A 21,604-nucleotide genomic window follows, 5' to 3' on the forward strand; every position below is an offset into this window, starting at 1 on the left:
TGGCATCTTTAGCGCAGCTATCAACGAACTGTTTCAATCCTCCAGGAATTCCAACCAGTAAACCGAATGGCCCCCTGCTGGTCAGTTCGATAGATAGCTGTATTAAACTTCTCAAATCTTTGCAAAGTTTCCTGATGCGGATGTCGATAACGATTATTCTGGCCGGCTGATATCAAGGCAAGCTTCGGCTGAATTTGCTCTAAAAACTCTGGACTGGAAGATCCTTTGGAACCATGGTGTCCTGCTTTTAAGACATCTGCTGTCAGCTGAGGGAATCGCTGCAGCAGTTCAATTTCTCCCTGCCTTTCCAAATCACCTGTAAACAAAAATTTTGTCTGAAAGAACTCCCCGTAGAGTACAATCGAATCATCATTTCCACCGTCGCCTGTCCCACTAGGATAGAGAACCTGCAAAGCTGAGTCAAATACCGGAATCTCATCTCCCACTTCTACGACATGGACAGAACTTTCTATCTGCTCCAGTTTTTGAACAAAATCAGGCTGAGTCAGACTTCCTTTAGAAACATAGATTTCCTTGATAGAAAAATGCTTGGCCACCTCCAGCATATCACCCATGTGGTCGGTATCAGTATGAGTCAGGATCAATACATCCAGACTAGCAACACCACGGCTTTTGAGATAGGGGATTAAGGTCTTTTCTGCATTGGATGAAGTCTGTCGCTCCTGCCAAGCCTCCTTTTTTCCTATCTCAACTCGTCCTCCTACGTCAATCAAAATCGTCCTGCCCTGCCAGTCCCTGAGAAAAATGCTATCACCTTGACCAATATCCACTACTGTAATCTCATTTTGCAGCGGATGCTTTGTTAGGAATAATAAAAGAAGAGCAAGCAAACTAAAAGATAAAAGCCAGCTTTTCTTTCTCCGAAAGTCATAGATTAAAGCTAAAACCAAAAGCAGAGCGGCCAGTAACCAGAGGTTGGGTTTCCCAAAAATCAAAGGGCGCGGAGTAAAGTCAGCTACCCAACGAATCACACCTTCAAGTAACTCAAAGAAAAAATTGACCTGAGAGATTTTTATAAGTGGTGACAAAATAAAAATGAGGGTTAACCCCGGTAGCATCAGCAGGTCAAAGAGTAGTGAAAATAAAAAAGTTAAAATCACGGACCAAGGCTGAAATTCAGAAAAATAGTAGATTAGTATAGGCAAAATCCCCAATGAAATAGTCAGACTTTCCGCTAAAAGCTTACGAATCGGCGGCAACTTTTCAAAATCCATCATAGAAATCAAAAAGGCATAGGCGCAGGACAAGACACCGCCTGCTGTCAGAAGAAAATTGGGCATGAGGATAAAGAGAATCATCAGTGTCAGAGCAAAATTATCCATTCTGGTCAGTCCTTGCTGAGCCAATAGCTTTTGAACTAAGCTTCTAACGACAGAAACAGAAAAGCCTGTCAGTCCAGCGTAGATAAATGAAAAAGGCAGCTGCAATGCGTTTACTGTCTCCCTCTTCATCCCCAAACGTAGAAGAATTCTGCGAAAGCCATCCAAAAAGAAACCTACCTGCATACCAGACAAGGCAAACAAATGGATGATACCCAAGCTAGAATACAGGTCACTCATTTCCGCAAACTCCGTATCTAAGTCACCAAACAAGAGTCCTGTCATGTAATGGCTCATTGGACTAGGAAAATTATTTCGAATATAGACCAGCGCTTTTCTGCGCCAGATAGACAGCCAATCGAGTGGATTAAGGCTGGAAATTGGTCTTAGTGACTGAATCTTATTGATTTTTAAGGTACGGTAAATCCCCTGACTCTTTAAATAAGCCTGATAGTCAAAGCCCGAAAAATTTCGTTGCTGCTGGGCCTGTTCAAACTCTCCTTCAATAACAAGGGCGACCAAATCTGTCAGTTGCTGAAAAGTTTCCTTTTCATTGGCTGATTTGATCTTGTAGAAGACCTGATAAAGTTGATCGTTTGCTCGCCCTCGAAAAGATAGGGAATCTCCATTGACTTTGATCGTATCTGGCAAAACTTGAACCGAGCTAGCTGAAGGAGGTTCCTGCCTAAAGGCCTGCTCTGCTATTCCCCGACGAAGCAAGAAAAAGAAGACAAAAAGGGACAGGAATGCCAAAGCAGCTAGACTTTTCTTGAGAGAATAGCTGAAAAAGAGACGAAGTAGAAGGACACCCAACCCAAAATAAGCCAAGGAACTGCCACAATAGACTGCAAAATAGGCCCATACAAGGATGAAAGCCAGATAGATTGGGGCGATAGGTAGCTTTTTAATCCACTGTGACATATTCTTTCAGCTTTTCTAAGGTCTTATCTCCAATCCCTGACACCTTCTTCAGATCATCTACTGACTTGAAGCGGCCATTGCTTTCGCGGTAGGCGATGATGTCAGAAGCCCGCTTCTGTCCGATGCCTGAAATGGTCTGTAATTCAGCCTCTGTCGCCGTATTTAGATTGACCTTGTCCGACTTTCCACCACTGGCACCAGCAGAATCAGAAGCTCCTGCTTGATGCTGGCCACCCTGTGTGACATCGGCTCCTTCTTCACCAATCTTTGCCACATAGACTACTGCTTCATCCGTTAATTTTTGTGCCTGATTGATGGACTTAGCCTCGGCGTCTGCTGTCAATCCGCCAGCTTTTTGGATGGCTTCATGGACTCTCGCTCCTGCTCTCAGCTCATAGACACCAGGATTCTTAACTGCGCCTTTAATATCCACAGTGACTTGCTCACTCTCCTCTTCGGCCGCCTTGGCCTTAGAAAGAACTTTTTCACTCTCTTCATCAGCTGAGCTGGATGAGGAAGTTATTTCTTGACTCAAGGCGGCCACCTGATTTTGCGGTTGATGATTTCCTTTGATGAGGAAAAAACCACCTAGCACAGCGCCAACTACTGCCAGACCGACAAAGAGCTTGTATTCTTTCAGCTTTTCAATAATTTCTTCAAGCATATTTTTCTCCTTTGTCTTTTTATTCGTAAAAGATTCAAAAAAATAAAACAAGCCGAGAATATTTTCAGCTTGTCATATTTTAAAATCTTTATTTTGCAAGAAGTCGTATAGATAGAAAGGCCATTGACAAAAATAGAAGCTGCAATATCAGTCTGCTTTGCTTATCCTGTATATCCAAGCTTCTATCTTTTGAGCTCTGCTATGTAAAAAAGCCAGATTTGCTAAAAGAAAAGCCATCACAAGCACGCTTAGAATCAGAAGCAGCGGCCAAGAAACTGACTGCTGACATAGATAAAGGATGAAGACTAAGGTGAGTATAGGAAAAGTCGTCAAAGCTGTGAAGCCGCCCGGTACCCAGCGACGAAAGCGAAACACTTGCATGATATGGCCCAGCAGATGGAGGGTATGACAGAAGCCAATAGCCAAAGCCAGCTCGGGAATGCGAAATAGTATCGCGAGCAGCAAAAGGATAAAAGCCAGTAGAAATTCCTCTGCAATCATCAGAGCAATGCTTTCAGCAGAAAGATAACTTCCTCTCCCAGCAATGAACAACTCCTTTTGATAGCCTTGATGGTCTTGATTCTGAGAAATCCAAGGCCGAACCAGGATAATCTCATCAAACTCGTGCAGCATGAACAGTGATAAGGTTACAAAAGATAAAAAAGTAAGAGACATAGCATCCTCCTTATAAAACATACCTACATTATAACTCACTCACATACAAAAATCAGCTCCTAAGCAAGATTGCTCAGCAAGCTGATTAGTCTCTTATTTTCTGTGCTTATCCGGATCCCAGACAAAGCTAGCAAAAAAGCTGAAAATGATGGTCAAAATTCCAATCAAAATAGCAGGAATAAAGACAAAGGCACGTAAAATCCGTAAGAAGATATTGCCTTTCTTTTGTGTCTGGTAAGGGGCCACTTCAGCATCCAGACGATCAAACTCAGAATGAATACGGCGAGCCACTTCCTCAACTCCCTCATCATTCATCTTCTTAATGTCTGAAATATCAATTGGATTACCAAAATTCATATCCACGCGCTCCCCAGCTGCCAAGCCTTTAAGGCTCATGGGACCAGCATAGACTACTGGCATTATACGGACCTTAGCCATCTTAGCAATCACTGCCACTCCTCCCTTGACATCCGTAGAATGGCGGCTGCCGCTTGGGAACATAATCAGAGAACGATTGCTCTTTTTCAGCATATTAACAGGGTACTTGATAGCTGACGGACCAGGATTTTCCCGGTCGATAGGAAAAGCACCACACATGCGAATCCACCAGCCGAACACCCGATTTTCAAAGAGCTGTTTCTTGGCCATGAAAATGAACTGCTTGGGCTTGGTCGCAAAAGCCATGTAAACTGGATCCCACCATGTCCGGTGAGGGGCAACCAAGATATAATTTTCATCTTTTGAAGGAATCTTTTCTTTATTGTGGTAATGCGCATTGCCGTTCAAGGTCCACAGGATAAAAATCACTAAACCTCGCAAATAAGTATAAAACATAAACTCTCCTTATTTCAAACTGTGATTGTACTTGAAATTTATTACATCCTTTCCCATTATACCCTATACCCTTATAGTCTGCAATATTTTTCCAAACTTTGGCTGTAACAGCTGATTCTGATAGCCATTTCCATAAAAAAATGGTATCATTAATCTCATGAACAAGAAAGAATTAATTGGTTTAAACCAAACCCAAGTAGATGAAAAGATTTCGCAGGGCTTGACCAACGATTTTACAAGTGACACCAGCACTAGTAACTGGCAAATCGTTAAGCGGAATGTTTTCACCCTTTTTAATGCCCTTAACTTTGTTATTGCTCTAGCCTTGGTCTCTGTCCAAGCCTGGAGCAATCTGGTCTTCTTCGCTGTTATCAGCTTTAACGCCGTCACTGGTATTATTACGGAACTGCGAGCCAAACGCATGATTGACAAGCTCAATCTGGTCAGCCGAGAGCTGGTCACAGTCATCCGCGACGGCCAAGAAGTCAAGATTCAGCCAGAAGAAATTGTACTGGGTGATCTGATCAAGCTGTCAGCCGGCGAGCAAATTCCCAGTGACGCCCGTGTAGTAGAGGGTGTTGCCGAGGCCAATGAAGCCATGCTGACAGGGGAGAGTGACTTGGTTCTCAAGGAAGAAGGCGCCGAGCTGCTGTCTGGTAGCTTTCTGGCTAGTGGGCAGATCTATGCTGAGGTGCACCATGTCGGCGCAGATAACTATGCCAACAAGCTTATGACTGAGGCTAAAACCCTCAAGCCTATCAACTCGCGCATTCTTTACAATCTTGGGAAAATTTCCCGCTTTACCGGAAAAATCATCATTCCTTTCGGAATGGCTCTCTTCTTTGAAGCCCTGATGATAAAGGGCCTGCCTGTCAAGAACTCTGTCATTACCAGCTCGACAGCTCTTTTGGGTATGCTGCCTAAGGGAATCGCCCTGCTAACAGTCACGTCACTCCTGACAGCTGTCATCAAGCTAGGCATGCGCAAGGTCCTTGTTCAGGAAATGTATTCTGTTGAGACGCTGGCTCGGGTGGACACTCTCTGCCTGGACAAGACCGGTACAATTACTCAAGGTAAGATGACTGTTGAAGCCTTGCATAGCCTGTCAGATAAGTTTTCTGATGAGACCGTCGGTCAAATCTTAGCAGCCTACATCCAAACCAGCGAGGATAATAACCCAACAGCCCAGGCTATCCGCAAGGGATACGGCCACCTGGAGCACACCTATACTAGCGACAATGTTATTCCATTTTCTAGTGACCGAAAATGGGGCGCTATGCACTTATCCAGTGTCGGAACTATCTTTCTGGGGGCTCCCGAAATACTGCTGGACAGCAATCCTGCAGCGGTTGGAGAGGCTCAAAAACGCGGATCGCGGGTTTTGGTGCTGGCTCACAGCGACCAAGTGCTAGACAAACACAGCATCCGTCTGCCTGAAGATATGACTGCTCTGGCTGTTCTGGAAATCACCGACCCTATTCGTGAGGGAGCGGCTGAGACACTGGACTATCTGCGTTCTCAGGATGTTGATCTGAAAATCATCTCTGGTGACAATCCTGTGACCGTTTCCCATATTGCGAGCCAGGCTGGATTTGCCAACTACGACAGCTACATCGACTGCTCTAAAATCAGCGACCAAGAACTGGTTGAGCAAGCAGAAGAAACAGCCATCTTTGGCCGTGTTTCTCCCCATCAGAAGAAGCTGCTCATCCAGACTCTTAAAGCCGCTGGTCGGACAACAGCCATGACGGGAGATGGTGTTAATGATATCTTGGCCTTACGTGAAGCAGACTGTTCCATCGTCATGGCCGAGGGAGACCCCGCAACTCGGCAAATTGCCAACTTGGTCCTTCTTAACTCCGACTTTAACGATGTCCCTGAGATTCTTTTTGAAGGCCGCCGAGTTGTTAACAATATCGGCCGGATTGCTCCGATTTTCTTCATCAAGACCATCTATTCCTTTATCCTGGCTATCATCTGTATCGCCAGTATCCTGCTAGGAAAATCCGAATACCTCTTGATTTTCCCATTCATCCCGATTCAAATCACCTTGATTGACCAGTTTGTCGAAGGTTTCCCACCCTTTGTCCTCACCTTTGAGCGCAATATTAAGCCGGTTGAAAAGCACTTCCTCAAACGCTCCCTGCAGCTGGCTCTGCCAAGCTCCCTCATGATTGTCTTCAGCGTGCTATTTGTCCGCATCTGGGGCAGCAGCCATGGCTGGAGTGACATAGAAATGTCCACCCTGACCTACTACTTGCTAGGCAGCATCAGCTTCCTGTCCGTCATTAGGGCCTGTCTGCCACTCAACCTCTGGCGCAGCCTGCTCATTATCTTTTCTGTCTTTGGCTTCTATCTGTCAGCCTTTGTCCTGCAGCACCTTTTGGAAATTGCAACGCTGACAGCCGCAACTTTGCCAGTCTATCTGATTCTCATGGTCATTTTCGGACTTGTCTTTGTTGCCTGCACCATCAAGCAGAAATACAGATTTGATTAAGGGCTAGCTAAAATAGAATCAGCATTTAAGCTCATGGAAACATGTGAGAATCCTCGCATGTTTTTTTGATTGTGCAAAAACTTCCCATATCCCTTTGGAATCCTTGCTAAATCATGCTATAATTGACTTATGAACGAAGCAAAACTAAAAGACGGAGAACGAGTCAACCAGCTCTTTTCGACGGATGTCAAGATTATTCAAAATAGTGAGGTCTTCAGCTACTCGGTAGACAGCGTGCTGCTTTCCCGCTTTCCTAAGCTGCCTCAGAGGGGGTTGATTGTTGATCTCTGTGCTGGAAATGGTGCCGTCGGACTTTTTGCCAGCACTCGCACTAAGGCTCAGATTTTGGCCGTCGAGATCCAGGAACGCCTGGCAGACATGGCCGAGCGCTCCATTGAGCTCAATGACTTGACCCAGCAAATGCAAGTCATCCAGGATGATCTGAAAAATCTAGGACGCTATATCACTGGCAGCAAGGTTGATATGATTCTCTGCAATCCCCCATATTTCAAGGTTGACAAGCAATCCAATCTAAACGAAAGCCAGCACTACCTTTTAGCCCGCCATGAAATCTCAACCAATCTGGAAGAGATTTGCAAGATTGCCCAGCGAGTCCTCAAATCCAATGGTCGGTTGGCCATGGTTCATCGACCAGAACGCTTTTTAGATATTTTAGATACCATGCAAGCCCACAACCTGGCTCCCAAGCGCATCCAGTTTGTCTATCCAAAGCTGGGTAAAGAGGCCAATATGCTGCTTATCGAAGCTATTAAAGATGGTTCCCGCGACGGTCTAAAAATCCTGCCCCCTCTCTTTATTCACAATCAGGACGGCAGCTACACTCCGGAGATTCACGAGATTTACTATGGAAAATAAAGCATATATGTACGTGCTTGAATGCGGGGACGGCTCCCTCTATACCGGCTACACAACGAATGTCCAAGCCCGACTCAAAAAACATCAAGCTGGCAAAGGAGCCAAGTACACCCGTGCTCGCCTGCCAGTTACCTTACTTTACCAAGAAGAACACCCTAGCAAGCCGGCTGCCATGTCGGCTGAAGCACTCTTTAAGAAGAAAACTAGACGAGCCAAACTGGCTTACATCAAAGAAAGGACTCAAAATGCCTGAAATCCAGTTTAAAGGCGACTTTCATCATATCGAAATTTCCCCAGACAGCCAGCTCGATATCGGTCAAGATGTCATCTTCCAATCTTTTACCAGCCTCAATGTAGCAAGTGGCGCACAACTCAAGCTAGGAACCCGGGTTTTCTTTAACGACCATTGTACTGTCCGCTGTCAGCACTCTATCGAAATCGGCAAGGACACCATGTTTGGCGATGGGGTCCGCATTTTTGACCATAATCATCAGTATTCTAATTATCACATTGAGAAGATTGATTTTACTGTTGCGCCAGTCAAGATCGGAGCTAACTGCTGGATTGGGGCCAATACTGTGATTCTCAAAGGTGTGACCATTGGTGATAATGTCATCATTGGAGCCAACAGCTTGATTTTCCAAGATATTCCCAGCAACTCTATCGCCATGAGCAAGGAAGAGCTTATCATTAAGGAGCGTCCACAGGGCAATTTTCATGCCTTCACGCTGACAGCTTCTGATACCTTGGAACAATTGGCTTATTTAGCAGAAAATCTGCCAGACTTGGAATTTCATATTGCTGCTAAGACCAATATTTCTCCTTACTTAGCCAGCTTTAATGACTATCCCAATATCAACCTCTACACCAATATTCACCAGGATGACTTTATAGAAGATTTGCTTGATAGGGCGGATATTTACTTGGATATCAATCACTGGGGAGAGGTCGACCAAATTGTCCAAAGGGCTATCAGCAAGGGGAAGCCAGTTTTGGCTTTCAGCCAAACTGCCCACCAGCCTGAAGAAAATACTTTACTTTTTGAAGCGAACCAACCCCAGCAAATGGCTGATGAAATACGAAAATTAATGCAAGACAAGGCTAGGACATAAACATCCTAGCCTTTCTTTTGCAGTCGATATGCATTTTATTAATTTTATTCACCAGCAATGCCATTTGGAATGATAACTTCCTTGAGTAACTGCTCTTCTTCCTTGATACGGACATAGAGGGTGATACAGTAGAGCGGAAAGAGGATGAAAAGAGCAAAGTAAGCATGACTGAGCAGAGCCAAGCCCACCAATTCTGGTACAACATTCAGGAAATAATTAGGGTGTTTGACATTGCGAAAGAGCCAGTGGTCAACAAACTTATGATCCTTAACCAGCATAAGCTTGATGGTCCAAACTGGTCCCAAGAGCTTGGCAACAAGGTAGAGCATAAACATAGAAAAGAGCAACAAGACAGCTCCCAATAGACTCACCAAGTCAAAAGCTGGCTTTTTCAGCAGCAATTCCAAAAAGCAGACCGCATAAAAAAGCATGTGCAGGTACTTCATAATATTTGAGTTTTTCACCCCGTACTCCATGCCACCCTTGGCCAGAATATCCTGCTCATTCTGAGAGGATTTCCTCAAAAACACCAAACGAAAAAGCGACACAGCCACAAAAATCACTATATTGATTGTCATAAGACCTCCTAAAATTTAATAATACATTTTATTATATAAGGAATTCTGCAGCAAAGTCAAGACTATTGTTTACAAAAATCGACCAAGATATTAAAAAAGCTGCGACTAGAATTTCTAGACAAAATCCCAGTCACAACCTCTATAAAATATTTATTTGAAGCAAGTTTCTTTTACCGGTCAGACATCACAGAATTTCAACATAGGTGCTGTATTTTTCCTTGACTTTTGTAGCAATATTGTCGTCTGTCACAACAGCACTAAGGTTGTCCAGCCGGTAAAAAGAATAGAAAGAATAGCTATCAAACTTGCTGTTATCAGCTACAATATATTTGCTGATAGCATTGTTAAGGATAATCGCATCTCCGTTGCCTTCCTCTTCATTGCTGGTCGTAACATTATGACCGTCAATGCCATTCGCCCCAATAAAGGCCTTAGAAACCTTGATTTCTTTCAAAAGATTATTGGCAAACTGACCAACAAAGGTTTGAGTCTTAGCCCGATAGCGTCCGCCAATCAGAATTAAATCTAAATTGGCTCTTTCTTTTAACTTTTCAAAAATTGGCAGCGAATTGGTGACGATGCTGATATTTTTGCCATCCAAATAGTCTCCGATAAAATCCGTTGTGGTGCCTGACCCAATAAAGACTGTATCCCCGTCAGCAATCAAATCCGCACATTTACGGGCAATCTGCTTCTTCTCCTCAACATTCAGCATTTGCTTTTCTGAATGGGAAATCTCGTTGAGAGCATTTTTGACCTTCTTATGGGCTCCGCCATGAACTCGGGTCAGCATGCCCTGCTTCTCCAAGTCAATCAAATCTCGACGGATAGTCATATCCGTAACGCCCAGCATTTCTTTGAGGTTTTTCACAGCAACCACACCTGTTTGATCCAGTTCTTGCAGAATGATTCTATGTCTACTTTCTTTCATTTTACATTCTCCTTTTGCTCCTGAATTTCTTACAGACTCACCTTCACCTTATTATACAACAGTTCCAGCATATAAACAAAGATTTGTGAATTTTTTTATTTTAAATAGCTGATATGTTGAATTTTGATGTCGAAATTAGTTGAAATAGTTCAAATCCTGTTCTATAGCAAGAAGACCAAGAACTGTTCACAGCAGAAATAAGGGGGCTATAATTTACTTTGATAAACAGGACAAGTTAAATTAGCACGCTTAAGGAAACTACATTGACTCAGACTTATATTTTTACATGGCTGAGAATAAGAAGATTTATTGAACAAACAAACAAAAAAGAGAGAACTTGCATTCTCTCTCAACGCTAAAATTGTCGTCAACTCCAGTTAACACCTCGCTTTATTTATCACCCTTGTTACGGATAACAAAGCCGGTTTTCTTTTCGCTAGAAGTATTGCGTGGCTTCTTGTGGTCCTTGCGGTAGCGATTTTCTTTGTCAAAACGCTCGTCTTTGCGACCTTTCTTAAATTGATCGCGACGGCCACCTCGGTCACGGCGGTTGTCATTGCTGCGACGGTTGCTATTTCCGCCACGACTGCCCTTGCCTTTTCCGCCAAAGCCACCGCCAGACGGTTTAAATGGCAATGGTTTTTCACGGGCAATTTCTACTTCAGGAAGAGCATCTGGATCCTGCACCGTCAAGCTGAGGATATACATAGCCAGCTCTTCCGGACTGAATTCTGCTGCTAGCTTGCGGGCATCCTTGCCAAATTTCTCAAAGTTAGAACGGATGCTTTCATCCGCAAAATCGCGTTCAATCTTCTTAAGAGCAACTTTTTTCTTAGCTTGGAAAGCTTCCTCTGCAGTCGCTGGCTTGAGGCCTTTCATGCGCTTCTTGGTCAGATTTTCGATAATCTGCAGATAGCCCATTTCATTTGGCGCAACAAAAGTGATGGACTGACCTGACTTACCAGCTCGACCAGTTCGACCAATCCGGTGAACATAGCTTTCTGGATCCTGCGGAATATCATAGTTGTAGACATGTGTCACACCAGAAATGTCCAATCCACGCGCAGCCACATCTGTCGCCACCAAGACATCCAGGTTGCCGTTTTTAAAGTCGCGGAGGACGCGGAGGCGCTTGCCTTGATCCAAGTCACCATGGATACCCTCTGCTCGGAAACCACGGATTTTCAGACCGCGAGTCAGCTCATCGACCCGGCGCTTGGTCCGCCCAAAGACGATAGACAGCTCTGGCTGCTCCACATCCATCAGGCGGGTCATGGTATCAAATTTTTCATTTTCTTTGACACGGATATAATACTGGTCTACCAGCTCCGTTGTCAGCTCTTTAGCAGCAATCTTGACATGCTCAGGCTCCTTCATGAACTTGACACCGATACGCTTGATAGCATCCGGCATGGTCGCTGAAAAAAGCAAGGTCTGACGTTCTTCTGGCACACGGGAAATGATAGACTCAATGTCTTCCAAAAAGCCCATGTTAAGCATTTCGTCCGCTTCGTCCAAGATTAAGGTTTCAATCTGATTCAGCTTAAGAGCCTTGCGTTTGATCAAGTCCAAGAGACGACCAGGTGTTCCTACGACGATATGAGCACCAGACTTGAGAGCCTTGATTTGCTTTTCGATGCTGGAGCCACCGTAGACAGAACGCACCTTGACACCCTTGCTGCGGCCAAAACGGAAAAGCTCTTCCTGACTCTGCACAGCCAATTCACGGGTTGGAGCAATAATCAAAGCCTGCACAGCAGGATTATCTGTATCAATCTTCTCCAGAGTTGGGAAGCCAAAGGCCGCTGTCTTTCCTGTCCCTGTCTGGGCCTGACCAATGACATCCTTACCTGCCATAGCAAGTGGAATTGTCTGCTCTTGAATAGGGCTTGCTTCTACAAAGCCAGCTTTTTCAATCTCTGCTAGTAATTCAGTAGATAAATGTAATTCATTAAATTTCAATGTTCTTCTTCTTTCTAAAGGCGGTGCGAAGCCACCTTATAAGGCTTTTGATACTCAACTATCGAAACATAGCAAGTGCTTTTCCCTTGCTAAATCTCGATTTTCTGAGAGTATTCGCTCTTCTCTTCATAAATATGGTCTCTCAAGTCTAGGCACTAAAAAAGCGCCGACTCGGTCGCTAGTTCCCACTGAATAGAAAAACTGTATTTCTGCAACTAATCTAGTATACCACAAAAGTACCTAAAAAGATAGGACTTGCCTGTAAAATATTTTATTAGAGATTTCTTTTGTAAAAAATGAAAACTTGAAAATCATTTTCAAAAACATTATAATCTACAAAGAAGAAAGGAGACAGGTATGAATAAATTTTTACGAGTGATTTTCATTTTACTAATCTTAGCTATGCTGGGCGCAGCTACAATCCAGATTTTCCAGCCCCAGCTCTTGGGCAATGAGTCCATCTATGGTCTAGCTCCCTACTGGCAGCGGGAAATTGGTTTCTGGAATCTGGCTATTCTGCCTTTAGTCATTGCCACCAACATAAAGTATGATTGGTTCTATCTGCGTATGACCCTGATAGCACTGATTCTGGGCGGGCTGGGCTTTGGCACCAACCATCTGCTAGGCCATCTGGAAAAGGCGAATCAAGCCAATCTACTAGGCTGGATTGAAAATTATCTGCTCGTCTTCTGCTGGATCATCGGCTGGGGACTGGAATATCGAAAAAGACAAAAAAGTGATGAAGAGACCGTCTAGATTAGATAGGCAGTTTCCTCATCGCTTTTTTCTTCACTATGAGCACTTTTCTATATTAGCCAGCAGCTCCTCGGCAAATTGACCAGTGGTCAAGGCTGCTACTCCTTCCAGATGACTGGCAAAATCCCCTGTCACTTTTTGCTCAAAGAGAGCCTTCTCAATGGCCTTAGTCAGGAGATGAGAGACCTCCGGCCAACCAATGTAATCAAAGAGCATGGCCCCTGATAAGAGAAGTGAACAAGGATTAGCCTTATTTTGACCCGCTATATCTGGCGCCGTTCCGTGAGTAGCTTCAAAAATAGCATGACCAGTCTCGTAATTGATATTGGCTCCTGGCGCAATACCAATCCCGCCCACCTGAGCAGCCAAGGCATCGCTGGCATAGTCACCATTTAGATTGGTCAAGGCAACAACATCAAATTTCTCGGGATAGAGCAAAATCTGTTGCAGAAAATTATCCGCAATGACATCCTGGATGATTAGTTTTCCAGAAGCCAGCTCGTCCGCATACTCTCTTTGAGCTAGTTCATAGCCCCATTTCCGAAAACCACCCTCTGTAAATTTCTGGATATTGCCCTTGTGGACCAGTGTTACCCGCGTCAGGCCTTTGGCTAGCGCATAGTCAATAGCCGCCCGTATCAGCCGCTCACTGCCCTGCTTAGAGATAGGCTTGATCCCTATAGCAGAGCTTTCTGGGAAGCGAATCTTGTCAACCTGCATATCCTTCTGCAGGAAATCGATAACTTTTTGGACTTCAGCCGTTCCACTCTCCCACTCGATCCCTGCATAGATGTCTTCTGTATTTTCCCGAAAAATCGTGATATCTGTCTTCTCTGGGTGCTTGAGCGGACTGGGAACTCCCTTGAAATAACGAACCGGCCGCAGGCAAGCATAGAGATCCAACTCCTGTCTCAGCGCGACATTCAGCGAACGAATCCCTTCTCCGACTGGGGTTTCTAGTGGTCCCTTAATAGCCACTAGATGGCTCTTAATCGTTGTCAGTGTTTCATCCGGTAGCCAGTCACCCGTCAGGTCTGCCGCTTTTTTCCCAGCCAAAACTTCCTTCCAAACAACTTTTCTCTGGCCACCATAAGCCTTTTCCACTGCCTTATCAAAGACCAGCTGGGCATTTCGCCAGATATCAATCCCAATCCCATCACCTTGGATGTAAGGAATAATAGGAGCATCCGGTACCAGCAAGCGCCCATTCTCAAACAAAATCTTATCTGCCATTTTATCTCCTTCCAATAGGAAGATACTCCAAACCTTGAGCACCAATATAGTTAGAACGTGGCCGAATCAGCTTATTGTTCTTGCGCTGTTCCTGAATATGGGCAATCCAGCCAGCCACCCGACTCATGGCAAAAATCAGGGTATAGATACTGCTGTCAATGCCCAACACATGGTAAACCGTAGCCGAATAAAAATCGACATTCGGTATGAGGTGCTTGGTATGCTTCATATAGGCTTCAATTTCCACTGAAAGCTGGTACCAGACCTCATCCTTAGTTCCCTGCGTCAAGTCTTTGGCCATTTGTCGCAGGTATTTTTCACGCGGATCTTGAGTCTTGTAAACTCGATGGCCAAAGCCCATAATCTTCTCGTGAGAGGCCAACTTGCGGTCTAGGTAGGCCTGACAATCCCCTTCCTCTCTGATCTCTTTCAGCATATCAAAGACACATTCATTAGCACCGCCATGAAGCGAGCCCTTGAGCGCTCCAACAGCTGCTGTCACGCAGGAATAAATATCGGTCAAGGTTGAGGCGCAGACTCGAGCTGCAAAAGTTGATGCATTGAGTTCATGGTCGGCATGGAGCACCAAGGCGCAGTTAAAGGCTTTGACTTCAAGCTCACTAGCTTCTCGTCCTTTGAGCATATAGAGGAAATTAGCCGCAAAACCTAAATCCTCCCGCGGCTCTATCGGAGTCTGACCCAATCTCAGTCTGGCAAAAGCCGCAATAATGGTCGGCATCTTTGCCATAAGCTGGATGCTCTGCTCATAGGTTGCTTCTAGAGAAGCTTCCTCAGCATGGACATTATAAACACCCAGAAGACTGACCGTTGAGCGCAAGACACTCATGGGATGAAGATGCTTGCGGGACTGGATAAGGATGCACTGCTCCACCGCATCACTAATAGCATAATTAGCTCGCAGATCTTCCTCAAAATGCTTGAGCTCAATTTGAGTCGGCAAATGCAAATGCCAGAGCAGGTAAATCACCTCTTCAAAACTGGCATGGTGCTCTACCAATTCAGAAATATTGTAGCCTGCATAAGACAAAGAATCATCCACAATCTGGCTAATCCTGGTGTCACAGGCAATGGTATCTTTCAAACCGTCCGTCTGACTCATGCTCACACCTCCTCTAATTTCTTTCTAACGACCATGGGCAAAATCCCCCCATTTTCATAGTAACGAATATCCGCCTCTGCATCAAAACGTAGCCGAGCTTGAAAAGCTATTTCTTCAGCACCCTTCCTAGCCACCACGTCAACTAACTGGCCAACTTGTGGGTTCTGTGGCAGATTAATATCGAAAGTCTCCTTGCCTGTTAAGCCTAGACTATCCGCATTTTCACCCTCTAGATACTGTAGAGGAAGAATCCCCATCATGACCAGATTGGACCGGTGGATCCGCTCAAAACTCTCTGCCAGCACCACCTTGACACCCAAAAGATTAGCCCCCTTGGCTGCCCAATCACGGCTGGACCCCATACCATAGTCTTTGCCAGCTAGGACAATGGTGTCAATTTGCTCTTCTTTGTAACGCATGGCCGCTTCATAAATGGATAGCAACTCTCCTTTATAATCTGTGTAACCACCAATTTTCCCATCCGCCAATTCATTTTTAATCCGAATATTGGCAAAAGTCCCCCGCATCATGACCTCATGATTGCCCCGACGGCTGCCATAGGAATTAAACTCTTGGTAATCCACTCCATGCTCCATCAAATAGGAAGCTGCTGGGCTGTTTCTGGCAATATTTCCTGCTGGGGAGATATGGTCTGTCGTCACCGTATCCCCAAATTTTGCCAGCACTGCAAGATTTTTCAGTGGCTGAATGACTAAATCATCAGCTAAGCCATCAAAATAAGGTGGATTTTGGATATAGGTAGAAGCCTGATTCCACTGATAATTTTGAGAAGAGGCTGTCGGAATCTGATTCCATTTTTCATTGTCGTCAAACATATGAGCATATTCTTTTTCAAAAAGCTGGCGCGTCACATATTTTTGAACATAATCAGCAACCAAGTCGTGCTCCGGCATCAAATCCATCAAATAGACAGGCTGCCCCTTTTGATCATAACCCAACGGATCGCTGGTCAGATCGATATTGGTATTTCCAGCCAGAGCATAGGCAACCACCAAGGGCGGACTAGCTAGGAAATTGGCCTTGACCAATGGATTGATCCGACCTTCGAAATTGCGATTGCCTGAAAGAACAGCACTAGCCAGCAAGTCAGTATCCGTAATCGCCTGAGCCACTTCCGGTCGGAGATTGCCTGAATTTCCAATACAAGTAGTGCAGCCATAGCCAACAACATTGAAACCAAGCTGATCCAGATAAGTTTGCAGACCACTTTTCTTGAGATAACCTGTGACCACCTTGCTGCCCGGTGCTAAAGAAGTCTTGACAGTCTTTGAAACTCGTAAGCCTTTTTCTACTGCTTTCTTGGCTAAAAGTCCTGCCGCCATCAGGACATAGGGATTAGATGTATTGGTACAGCTAGTAATGGCAGCGATAGCCACATGACCCGTTTTAATCATCTCCTCATGGTCAGAAAATTGAACTACTGCAGACTTTTCCAGCTCGCTCTCATCTAGACCAAAGCCTCGGACCCCCGCTTCTCTTACTAGACTAGCTTGAAACTCCTCTTTAGCAGCTGTTAATTCAATTAGATCTTGGGGCCGCTTGGGTCCTGAGATGCTCGGCACAATGCCAGACAAATCAATTTCAACTACCTTGGTATAAATCGGCTCAACTCTTTCATCATAGAAGAGGTGATTTTTTTGAGCATAGAGACGGGTCAGCTCGATATGATCTTCTGATCGATTGGTCAGACGCATGTAATTGAGCGTTTCCTCATCTATCGGAAAATAACCACAGGTAGCTCCGTATTCCGGCGCCATATTAGCCACTGTTGCCCGGTCAGCCAGGCTTAGATTAGACAAACCAGGCCCAAAGAACTCGACAAATTTGCCAACAACATTTTCCTGCCGCAAGATTTGCGTGACCTTTAAAGCCAAATCTGTCGCAGTCGCAATCTTAGGCAGCTTGCCCAATAGACGAACACCAATCACCTCAGGAACTGGGAAATAAGAAGCCTCACCTAACATGGCAGCCTCAGCCTCAATCCCACCGACTCCCCAGCCCAGAACACCAATCCCATTGATCATGGTCGTATGACTGTCCGTCCCAAACATACTGTCCGGATAGAGTTGGCCATCCTTTTCAATGATGACATCACTGAGAAACTCGATATTGACCTGATGGATAATCCCCGTAGCAGGAGGAACTGCTCGATAATTATCAAATGATTTTTCTGCCCACTTGAGAAATTCGTAGCGCTCATTATTGCGGACAAACTCTTGGGTCATATTGGCCTCTAGAGCTGTATCACAGCCATAAAAGTCCACCTGAACACTGTGGTCAATGACTAAATCGACCGGAATCTCTGGATTAATCTGATTGGCCTGACCTCCCTGCCCGACAATAGCATCGCGCATACTAGCCAAATCCACCACGACAGGAACACCTGTAAAATCCTGGAGAATGACTCGACTAGGCTTAAAAGGAACTTCTCCACTTGGTGATTTAGCTTGATAATGTATCAAAGAGATAATGTTATCTTTTGTTACGTCAATACCATCTTCCTTACGGAGAACACTTTCTAATAATATTCGTATAGAATAAGGAAGTCCTTCTATATCCCCTCCTAGTAGAGCTGAGGCTTTTCCAAGGTCTGTATATTGGTATGATTTGCCTTTATAATTTAAATTGCTTAGGTATTCTGCCATATTTCTACCCCTCACTTATTTTAAATTGTTTTATATTATACTTTATTATGAAAATTTATGCAATAAAAATTATAATTTTTATGTTATATTTTCTAACACAAAATAACAGTTTTTTTAATATAGACCAACTGTACTAATCATTTTCTTTCCAAAGCAAAAAAACAAGCACCATCTCGGTGCTTGTTTTAGGGAAAATAATTTCAAATGCTTACTTCTTATTGGCCAGCCATTTAAGAAGCTTGGTCAGAAGTCCCCAGATGATTAGACTAATGACAACAATATAAATCCAGGCATTTTTATCATTAGATAATGGCAAAGGAACATTCATACCAAAGAAACCAGTGATAACTGCAAGTACTGCCAAAAGAACTGAAATAATAGTCAGGACAGTCAAATTGTCATTCAGATTGTTGTTCAAGATATTATTGTAGGATCCTGAGAGCTGACTGAGAACTTGAGCAATCAGATCAGTCATCGAAACGAGCTGACGAGCCTCAATCATGGCATCCTCAAACTGTTCAGTTTCTAAGTCGTCAAAACGGCGGTAAATACCATGGCTTTTGATATGCTCTAGAAGCATGCGGTTCTGCTTAGCCGCAGCAACTAAATAGACCATTGAGGTTTCCAAGTCTGACAGGGCAAACAAATGCTTTTTAGTAGTTGTCTGGCGCAGAAGAGTATTAATTTCGTCCTTACGCTTGTCCATCCGCTCAACGACTGGATAGTAAGAATTGGAGATCAACTCTAGACTAGCAAAGAGAAACTTATAGACCGATACTGGCTCATGATGCTCAGTATAGGCTTTCATCATATCAACAACATAGGCATTGTCCTGGTTGCTAATCGTAATGAGCCGTCTCTGTTGCACCACAAAGGTCATAGGAATCGTCTCATAATGTTCCTTATCTGTCGCTAGATCAAGGACATTGTAGATAAAGACAACCGTTCCATTCTCACGATTGTAGTCCATGTGAGCCCGCTCGTTCTTATCCAGCGCATACTCGATGGTCTCCTGATCAATTTCATAATCCTGATAAATCCTGGCATTCTTTTTAAAACTATCTGAGTCAATGTTGATCCAGACAGACTGATCTTTTAGCTTTCTTTCCAGAAACATGGAGCTCCTTTCTATGAGATAGAATGATTCTCTAATAAACTATCCCCCAACTTCCTAAACTGTTCTTGCAAGTAAATATGCAATATCGAAGCACAAAATCAAGCAAATTAACTAACTGCCTCGCCCGATGAGATTAGTCAGGCGGCTAGCAAGGCTCCAATAGAACTCGGCCTTAGTAACTTTAGTCTGTTATACAATCATAACAATCCCATTCACTACGACACGAAGAGGCGAAGAGGCGAAAACGATTATTTTTCGCCGATGAGTTACATCTTCTCTTCCAACTTAACATCCGGATACTTGTCCGCAAACCAGCGCAGGGCGAAGTCATTTTCAAAGAGGAAGACAGGCTGATCAAAGCGGTCTTTAGCTAGGATGTTACGGCTAGAAGACATACGCTCGTCTAAGTCATCTGGCGAAATCCAACGGACAGTCTTTTTGCCCATAGGATTCATGACCACTTCAGCGTTGTATTCATTTTCCATGCGGTGCTTGAAGACCTCAAACTGGAGCTGACCGACAGCACCCAGCATGTACTCGCCTGTCTGGTAGTTGGTATAAAGCTGGATGGCTCCCTCTTGCACCAGCTGTTCAATCCCCTTATGGAAGGATTTTTGCTTCATGACATTCTTGGCTGAAACCTTCATAAAGATTTCAGGAGTAAAGGTTGGCAGAGGCTCAAATTCAAACTTATTCTTACCTACAGTCAGGGTGTCGCCAACCTGATAAGTCCCCGTATCATAAACCCCTATAATATCACCAGCTACAGCATTGGTCACATTTTCCCGACTTTCGGCCATAAACTGGGTAACGTTAGACAGCTTGGCAGACTTGCCAGTGCGAGGCAAATTGACACTCATACCGCGCTCAAACTCGCCAGAAACGATACGAACAAAGGCGATGCGGTCGCGGTGGCGCGGATCCATATTGGCCTGAATTTTAAAGACAAAACCTGAAAAGTCTGGGCTGAGTGGCTCGACTACCTCACCGTCTGTCTTCTTGTGGCCATGCGGTTCCGGAGCAAACTTGAGGAAGGTTTCCAGGAAAGTCTGGACGCCAAAGTTGGTCAGGGCCGATCCGAAGAAAACAGGTGTCAGCTTGCCAGCCAAAATCGCTTCTTCCGAGAATTCATTCCCAGCTTCGCTCAAGAGCTCAATATCTTCCTTAACTTGCTCATAGAAAGGGTTAGAAGCAAACAGTTGGTCGCCTTCTGCCAGAGTTGCAAAGCGCTCCTCACCCTTATAAAGCTCCAGCCGCTCATTGTAGAGATCATAAAGACCCTCAAAGCTCTTCCCCATCCCAATCGGCCAATTCATCGGATAGCTGGCAATACCCAAAATCTCTTCCAGTTCTTCCAATAAGTCCAAGGGCTCGCGACCGTCACGGTCCAGCTTATTCATAAAAGTGAAGACTGGAATACCACGATGCTTAACAACCTCAAAGAGCTTCTTGGTCTGGGCCTCAATACCCTTAGCCGAGTCAATAACCATGACCGCAGCATCCACAGCCATCAAGGTCCTATAAGTATCTTCTGAGAAGTCCTCATGCCCTGGCGTATCCAGGATATTGACCCGCTTGCCATCGTAGTCAAACTGCATGACAGAGGAAGTCACTGAAATCCCCCGCTGCTTCTCAATATCCATCCAGTCAGACTTGGCAAAATTACCCGTCTTTTTCCCCTTGACTGTCCCAGCCTCACGAATCTCGCCTCCGAAGTAGAGCAACTGCTCCGTAATGGTCGTCTTCCCCGCGTCCGGGTGGGAGATAATGGCAAAGGTCCGGCGTTTCTTAATTTCTTCTTGTAAAGTCATCTTCTTCTCTTTCTTTTATTTAGGATAATGGTGAATCTTAGTATTTTTTTATTTTACATCGGAGTATTTCAATCCTTTCAACCTACCTATTATAGCGGATTTAGCGCTTTTTTTCAATTATCTAAAGAAGATAAAAATCGCCCTTTCGAGCGATTCTATTCTCCTATGTCAATGAAATTTCCTTTAAACCCTGACAATGGCGCAAATTGCAACGATTAAGTTCAAACCCAGTAAATGGAGCAGGCGCTTTTTCTGGTTTCCAGCTCTTCTTTCTCTTCAGCTGTCATTGAAAAATGGCTTTATTCCGTTTCAAGAGACAGAGGTTCAAGCCTTTTCCTCGTTGTACTCCAGCTGTTAAGAAAGACTAAAATTTGGGGCGTTTCATTCCGCGAACAAAAGCGTCTAGCTCGACCAGCTTAAAGAGTTGATAGACAAACCGTCCATTTGTTACTAGAAGCAAAGCAAGTCATAATTAAGCTTTCTAATTAAAAAAATCCTGCCACATTAACTT

The 21,604-nt window shown here is 44.5% G+C and carries 17 protein-coding genes; 5 read left to right on the forward strand and 12 right to left on the reverse strand.

Annotated elements, in window-relative coordinates; all coding sequences use genetic code 11:
• Positions 1 to 20: 20 nt before the first annotated feature.
• The 4 genes from J1C81_RS08265 to J1C81_RS08280 form a co-directional block, all read right to left on the reverse strand.
• Positions 21 to 2,261, reverse strand: coding sequence for a DNA internalization-related competence protein ComEC/Rec2 (locus tag J1C81_RS08265; RefSeq protein ID WP_002915649.1), 2,241 nt, complete (start codon positions 2,259 to 2,261; stop codon positions 21 to 23).
• Positions 2,245 to 2,925: a helix-hairpin-helix domain-containing protein gene (locus J1C81_RS08270; protein WP_032909749.1), complete on the reverse strand. Its 681-nt coding sequence runs from the start codon at positions 2,923 to 2,925 to the stop codon at positions 2,245 to 2,247. Before J1C81_RS08270 ends, J1C81_RS08265 begins: the two co-directional genes overlap by 17 nt.
• Before the next feature lie 147 nt (positions 2,926 to 3,072).
• Complete coding sequence (locus J1C81_RS08275) at positions 3,073 to 3,621, reverse strand: HXXEE domain-containing protein (protein WP_002915651.1); 549 nt, start codon at positions 3,619 to 3,621, stop codon at positions 3,073 to 3,075.
• A 72-nt stretch (positions 3,622 to 3,693) separates the two neighbouring features.
• Positions 3,694 to 4,434, reverse strand: coding sequence for a lysophospholipid acyltransferase family protein (locus tag J1C81_RS08280; RefSeq protein ID WP_002896089.1), 741 nt, complete (start codon positions 4,432 to 4,434; stop codon positions 3,694 to 3,696).
• 157 nt (positions 4,435 to 4,591) lie between these two features.
• Here J1C81_RS08280 and J1C81_RS08285 point away from each other — a divergent pair, with 157 nt between their 5' ends.
• From J1C81_RS08285 to J1C81_RS08300, 4 genes are all read left to right on the forward strand, one after another.
• Positions 4,592 to 6,931 carry a cation-translocating P-type ATPase gene (locus tag J1C81_RS08285; RefSeq protein ID WP_002915652.1) on the forward strand — a complete coding sequence of 780 codons (2,340 nt, stop codon included), beginning with the start codon at positions 4,592 to 4,594 and terminating at the stop codon, positions 6,929 to 6,931.
• 129 nt (positions 6,932 to 7,060) lie between these two features.
• Positions 7,061 to 7,807 (forward strand): tRNA1(Val) (adenine(37)-N6)-methyltransferase, encoded by a 747-nt coding sequence (locus tag J1C81_RS08290; RefSeq protein ID WP_002915653.1) that lies wholly within the window; start codon positions 7,061 to 7,063, stop codon positions 7,805 to 7,807.
• Positions 7,797 to 8,060 (forward strand): GIY-YIG nuclease family protein, encoded by a 264-nt coding sequence (locus tag J1C81_RS08295; RefSeq protein WP_002915654.1) that lies wholly within the window; start codon positions 7,797 to 7,799, stop codon positions 8,058 to 8,060. Before J1C81_RS08290 ends, J1C81_RS08295 begins: the two co-directional genes overlap by 11 nt.
• The gene (locus tag J1C81_RS08300) at positions 8,053 to 8,919 is read left to right on the forward strand and encodes a DapH/DapD/GlmU-related protein (RefSeq protein ID WP_002915655.1); all 867 of its coding nucleotides are present in this window, start codon (positions 8,053 to 8,055) and stop codon (positions 8,917 to 8,919) included. Before J1C81_RS08295 ends, J1C81_RS08300 begins: the two co-directional genes overlap by 8 nt.
• 44 nt (positions 8,920 to 8,963) lie before the next feature.
• Here J1C81_RS08300 and J1C81_RS08305 read toward each other — a convergent pair whose 3' ends face one another.
• From J1C81_RS08305 to J1C81_RS08315, 3 genes are all read right to left on the reverse strand, one after another.
• Complete coding sequence (locus tag J1C81_RS08305; protein ID WP_002915656.1) at positions 8,964 to 9,497, reverse strand: isoprenylcysteine carboxyl methyltransferase family protein; 534 nt, start codon at positions 9,495 to 9,497, stop codon at positions 8,964 to 8,966.
• A gap of 184 nt (positions 9,498 to 9,681) precedes the next feature.
• Positions 9,682 to 10,428: a DeoR/GlpR family DNA-binding transcription regulator gene (locus tag J1C81_RS08310; protein ID WP_002915657.1), complete on the reverse strand. Its 747-nt coding sequence runs from the start codon at positions 10,426 to 10,428 to the stop codon at positions 9,682 to 9,684.
• Between the two features lie 390 nt (positions 10,429 to 10,818).
• Positions 10,819 to 12,390: a DEAD/DEAH box helicase gene (locus J1C81_RS08315; protein ID WP_002915658.1), complete on the reverse strand. Its 1,572-nt coding sequence runs from the start codon at positions 12,388 to 12,390 to the stop codon at positions 10,819 to 10,821.
• A 357-nt stretch (positions 12,391 to 12,747) separates the two neighbouring features.
• Between J1C81_RS08315 and J1C81_RS08320 the strand changes: the two genes are divergently transcribed.
• Positions 12,748 to 13,146 carry a hypothetical protein gene (locus J1C81_RS08320; RefSeq protein ID WP_002915660.1) on the forward strand — a complete coding sequence of 133 codons (399 nt, stop codon included), beginning with the start codon at positions 12,748 to 12,750 and terminating at the stop codon, positions 13,144 to 13,146.
• A gap of 36 nt (positions 13,147 to 13,182) precedes the next feature.
• On the opposite strand, the gene icd is transcribed toward J1C81_RS08320, so the two are convergent.
• The 5 genes from icd to J1C81_RS08345 form a co-directional block, all read right to left on the reverse strand.
• Positions 13,183 to 14,394: an NADP-dependent isocitrate dehydrogenase gene (gene icd, locus J1C81_RS08325; RefSeq protein WP_002915661.1), complete on the reverse strand. Its 1,212-nt coding sequence runs from the start codon at positions 14,392 to 14,394 to the stop codon at positions 13,183 to 13,185.
• Positions 14,381 to 15,499: a citrate synthase gene (locus tag J1C81_RS08330; protein WP_002915662.1), complete on the reverse strand. Its 1,119-nt coding sequence runs from the start codon at positions 15,497 to 15,499 to the stop codon at positions 14,381 to 14,383. The genes icd and J1C81_RS08330 overlap by 14 nt, the downstream gene beginning before the upstream one ends.
• 2 nt (positions 15,500 to 15,501) lie before the next feature.
• The gene (acnA, locus tag J1C81_RS08335) at positions 15,502 to 18,165 is read right to left on the reverse strand and encodes an aconitate hydratase AcnA (RefSeq protein ID WP_002915663.1); all 2,664 of its coding nucleotides are present in this window, start codon (positions 18,163 to 18,165) and stop codon (positions 15,502 to 15,504) included.
• A 208-nt stretch (positions 18,166 to 18,373) separates the two neighbouring features.
• Positions 18,374 to 19,282 carry a magnesium transporter CorA family protein gene (locus J1C81_RS08340; RefSeq protein WP_002915664.1) on the reverse strand — a complete coding sequence of 303 codons (909 nt, stop codon included), beginning with the start codon at positions 19,280 to 19,282 and terminating at the stop codon, positions 18,374 to 18,376.
• 266 nt (positions 19,283 to 19,548) lie between these two features.
• A complete protein-coding gene (locus J1C81_RS08345) occupies positions 19,549 to 21,093 on the reverse strand; it encodes a peptide chain release factor 3 (RefSeq protein ID WP_002915665.1) in 1,545 nt (514 codons plus the stop codon).
• Positions 21,094 to 21,604 lie beyond the last annotated feature (511 nt).

The organism is Streptococcus sanguinis, from assembly GCF_050225395.1.
In the GTDB taxonomy this organism is placed as follows: Bacteria; Bacillota; Bacilli; order Lactobacillales; family Streptococcaceae; genus Streptococcus.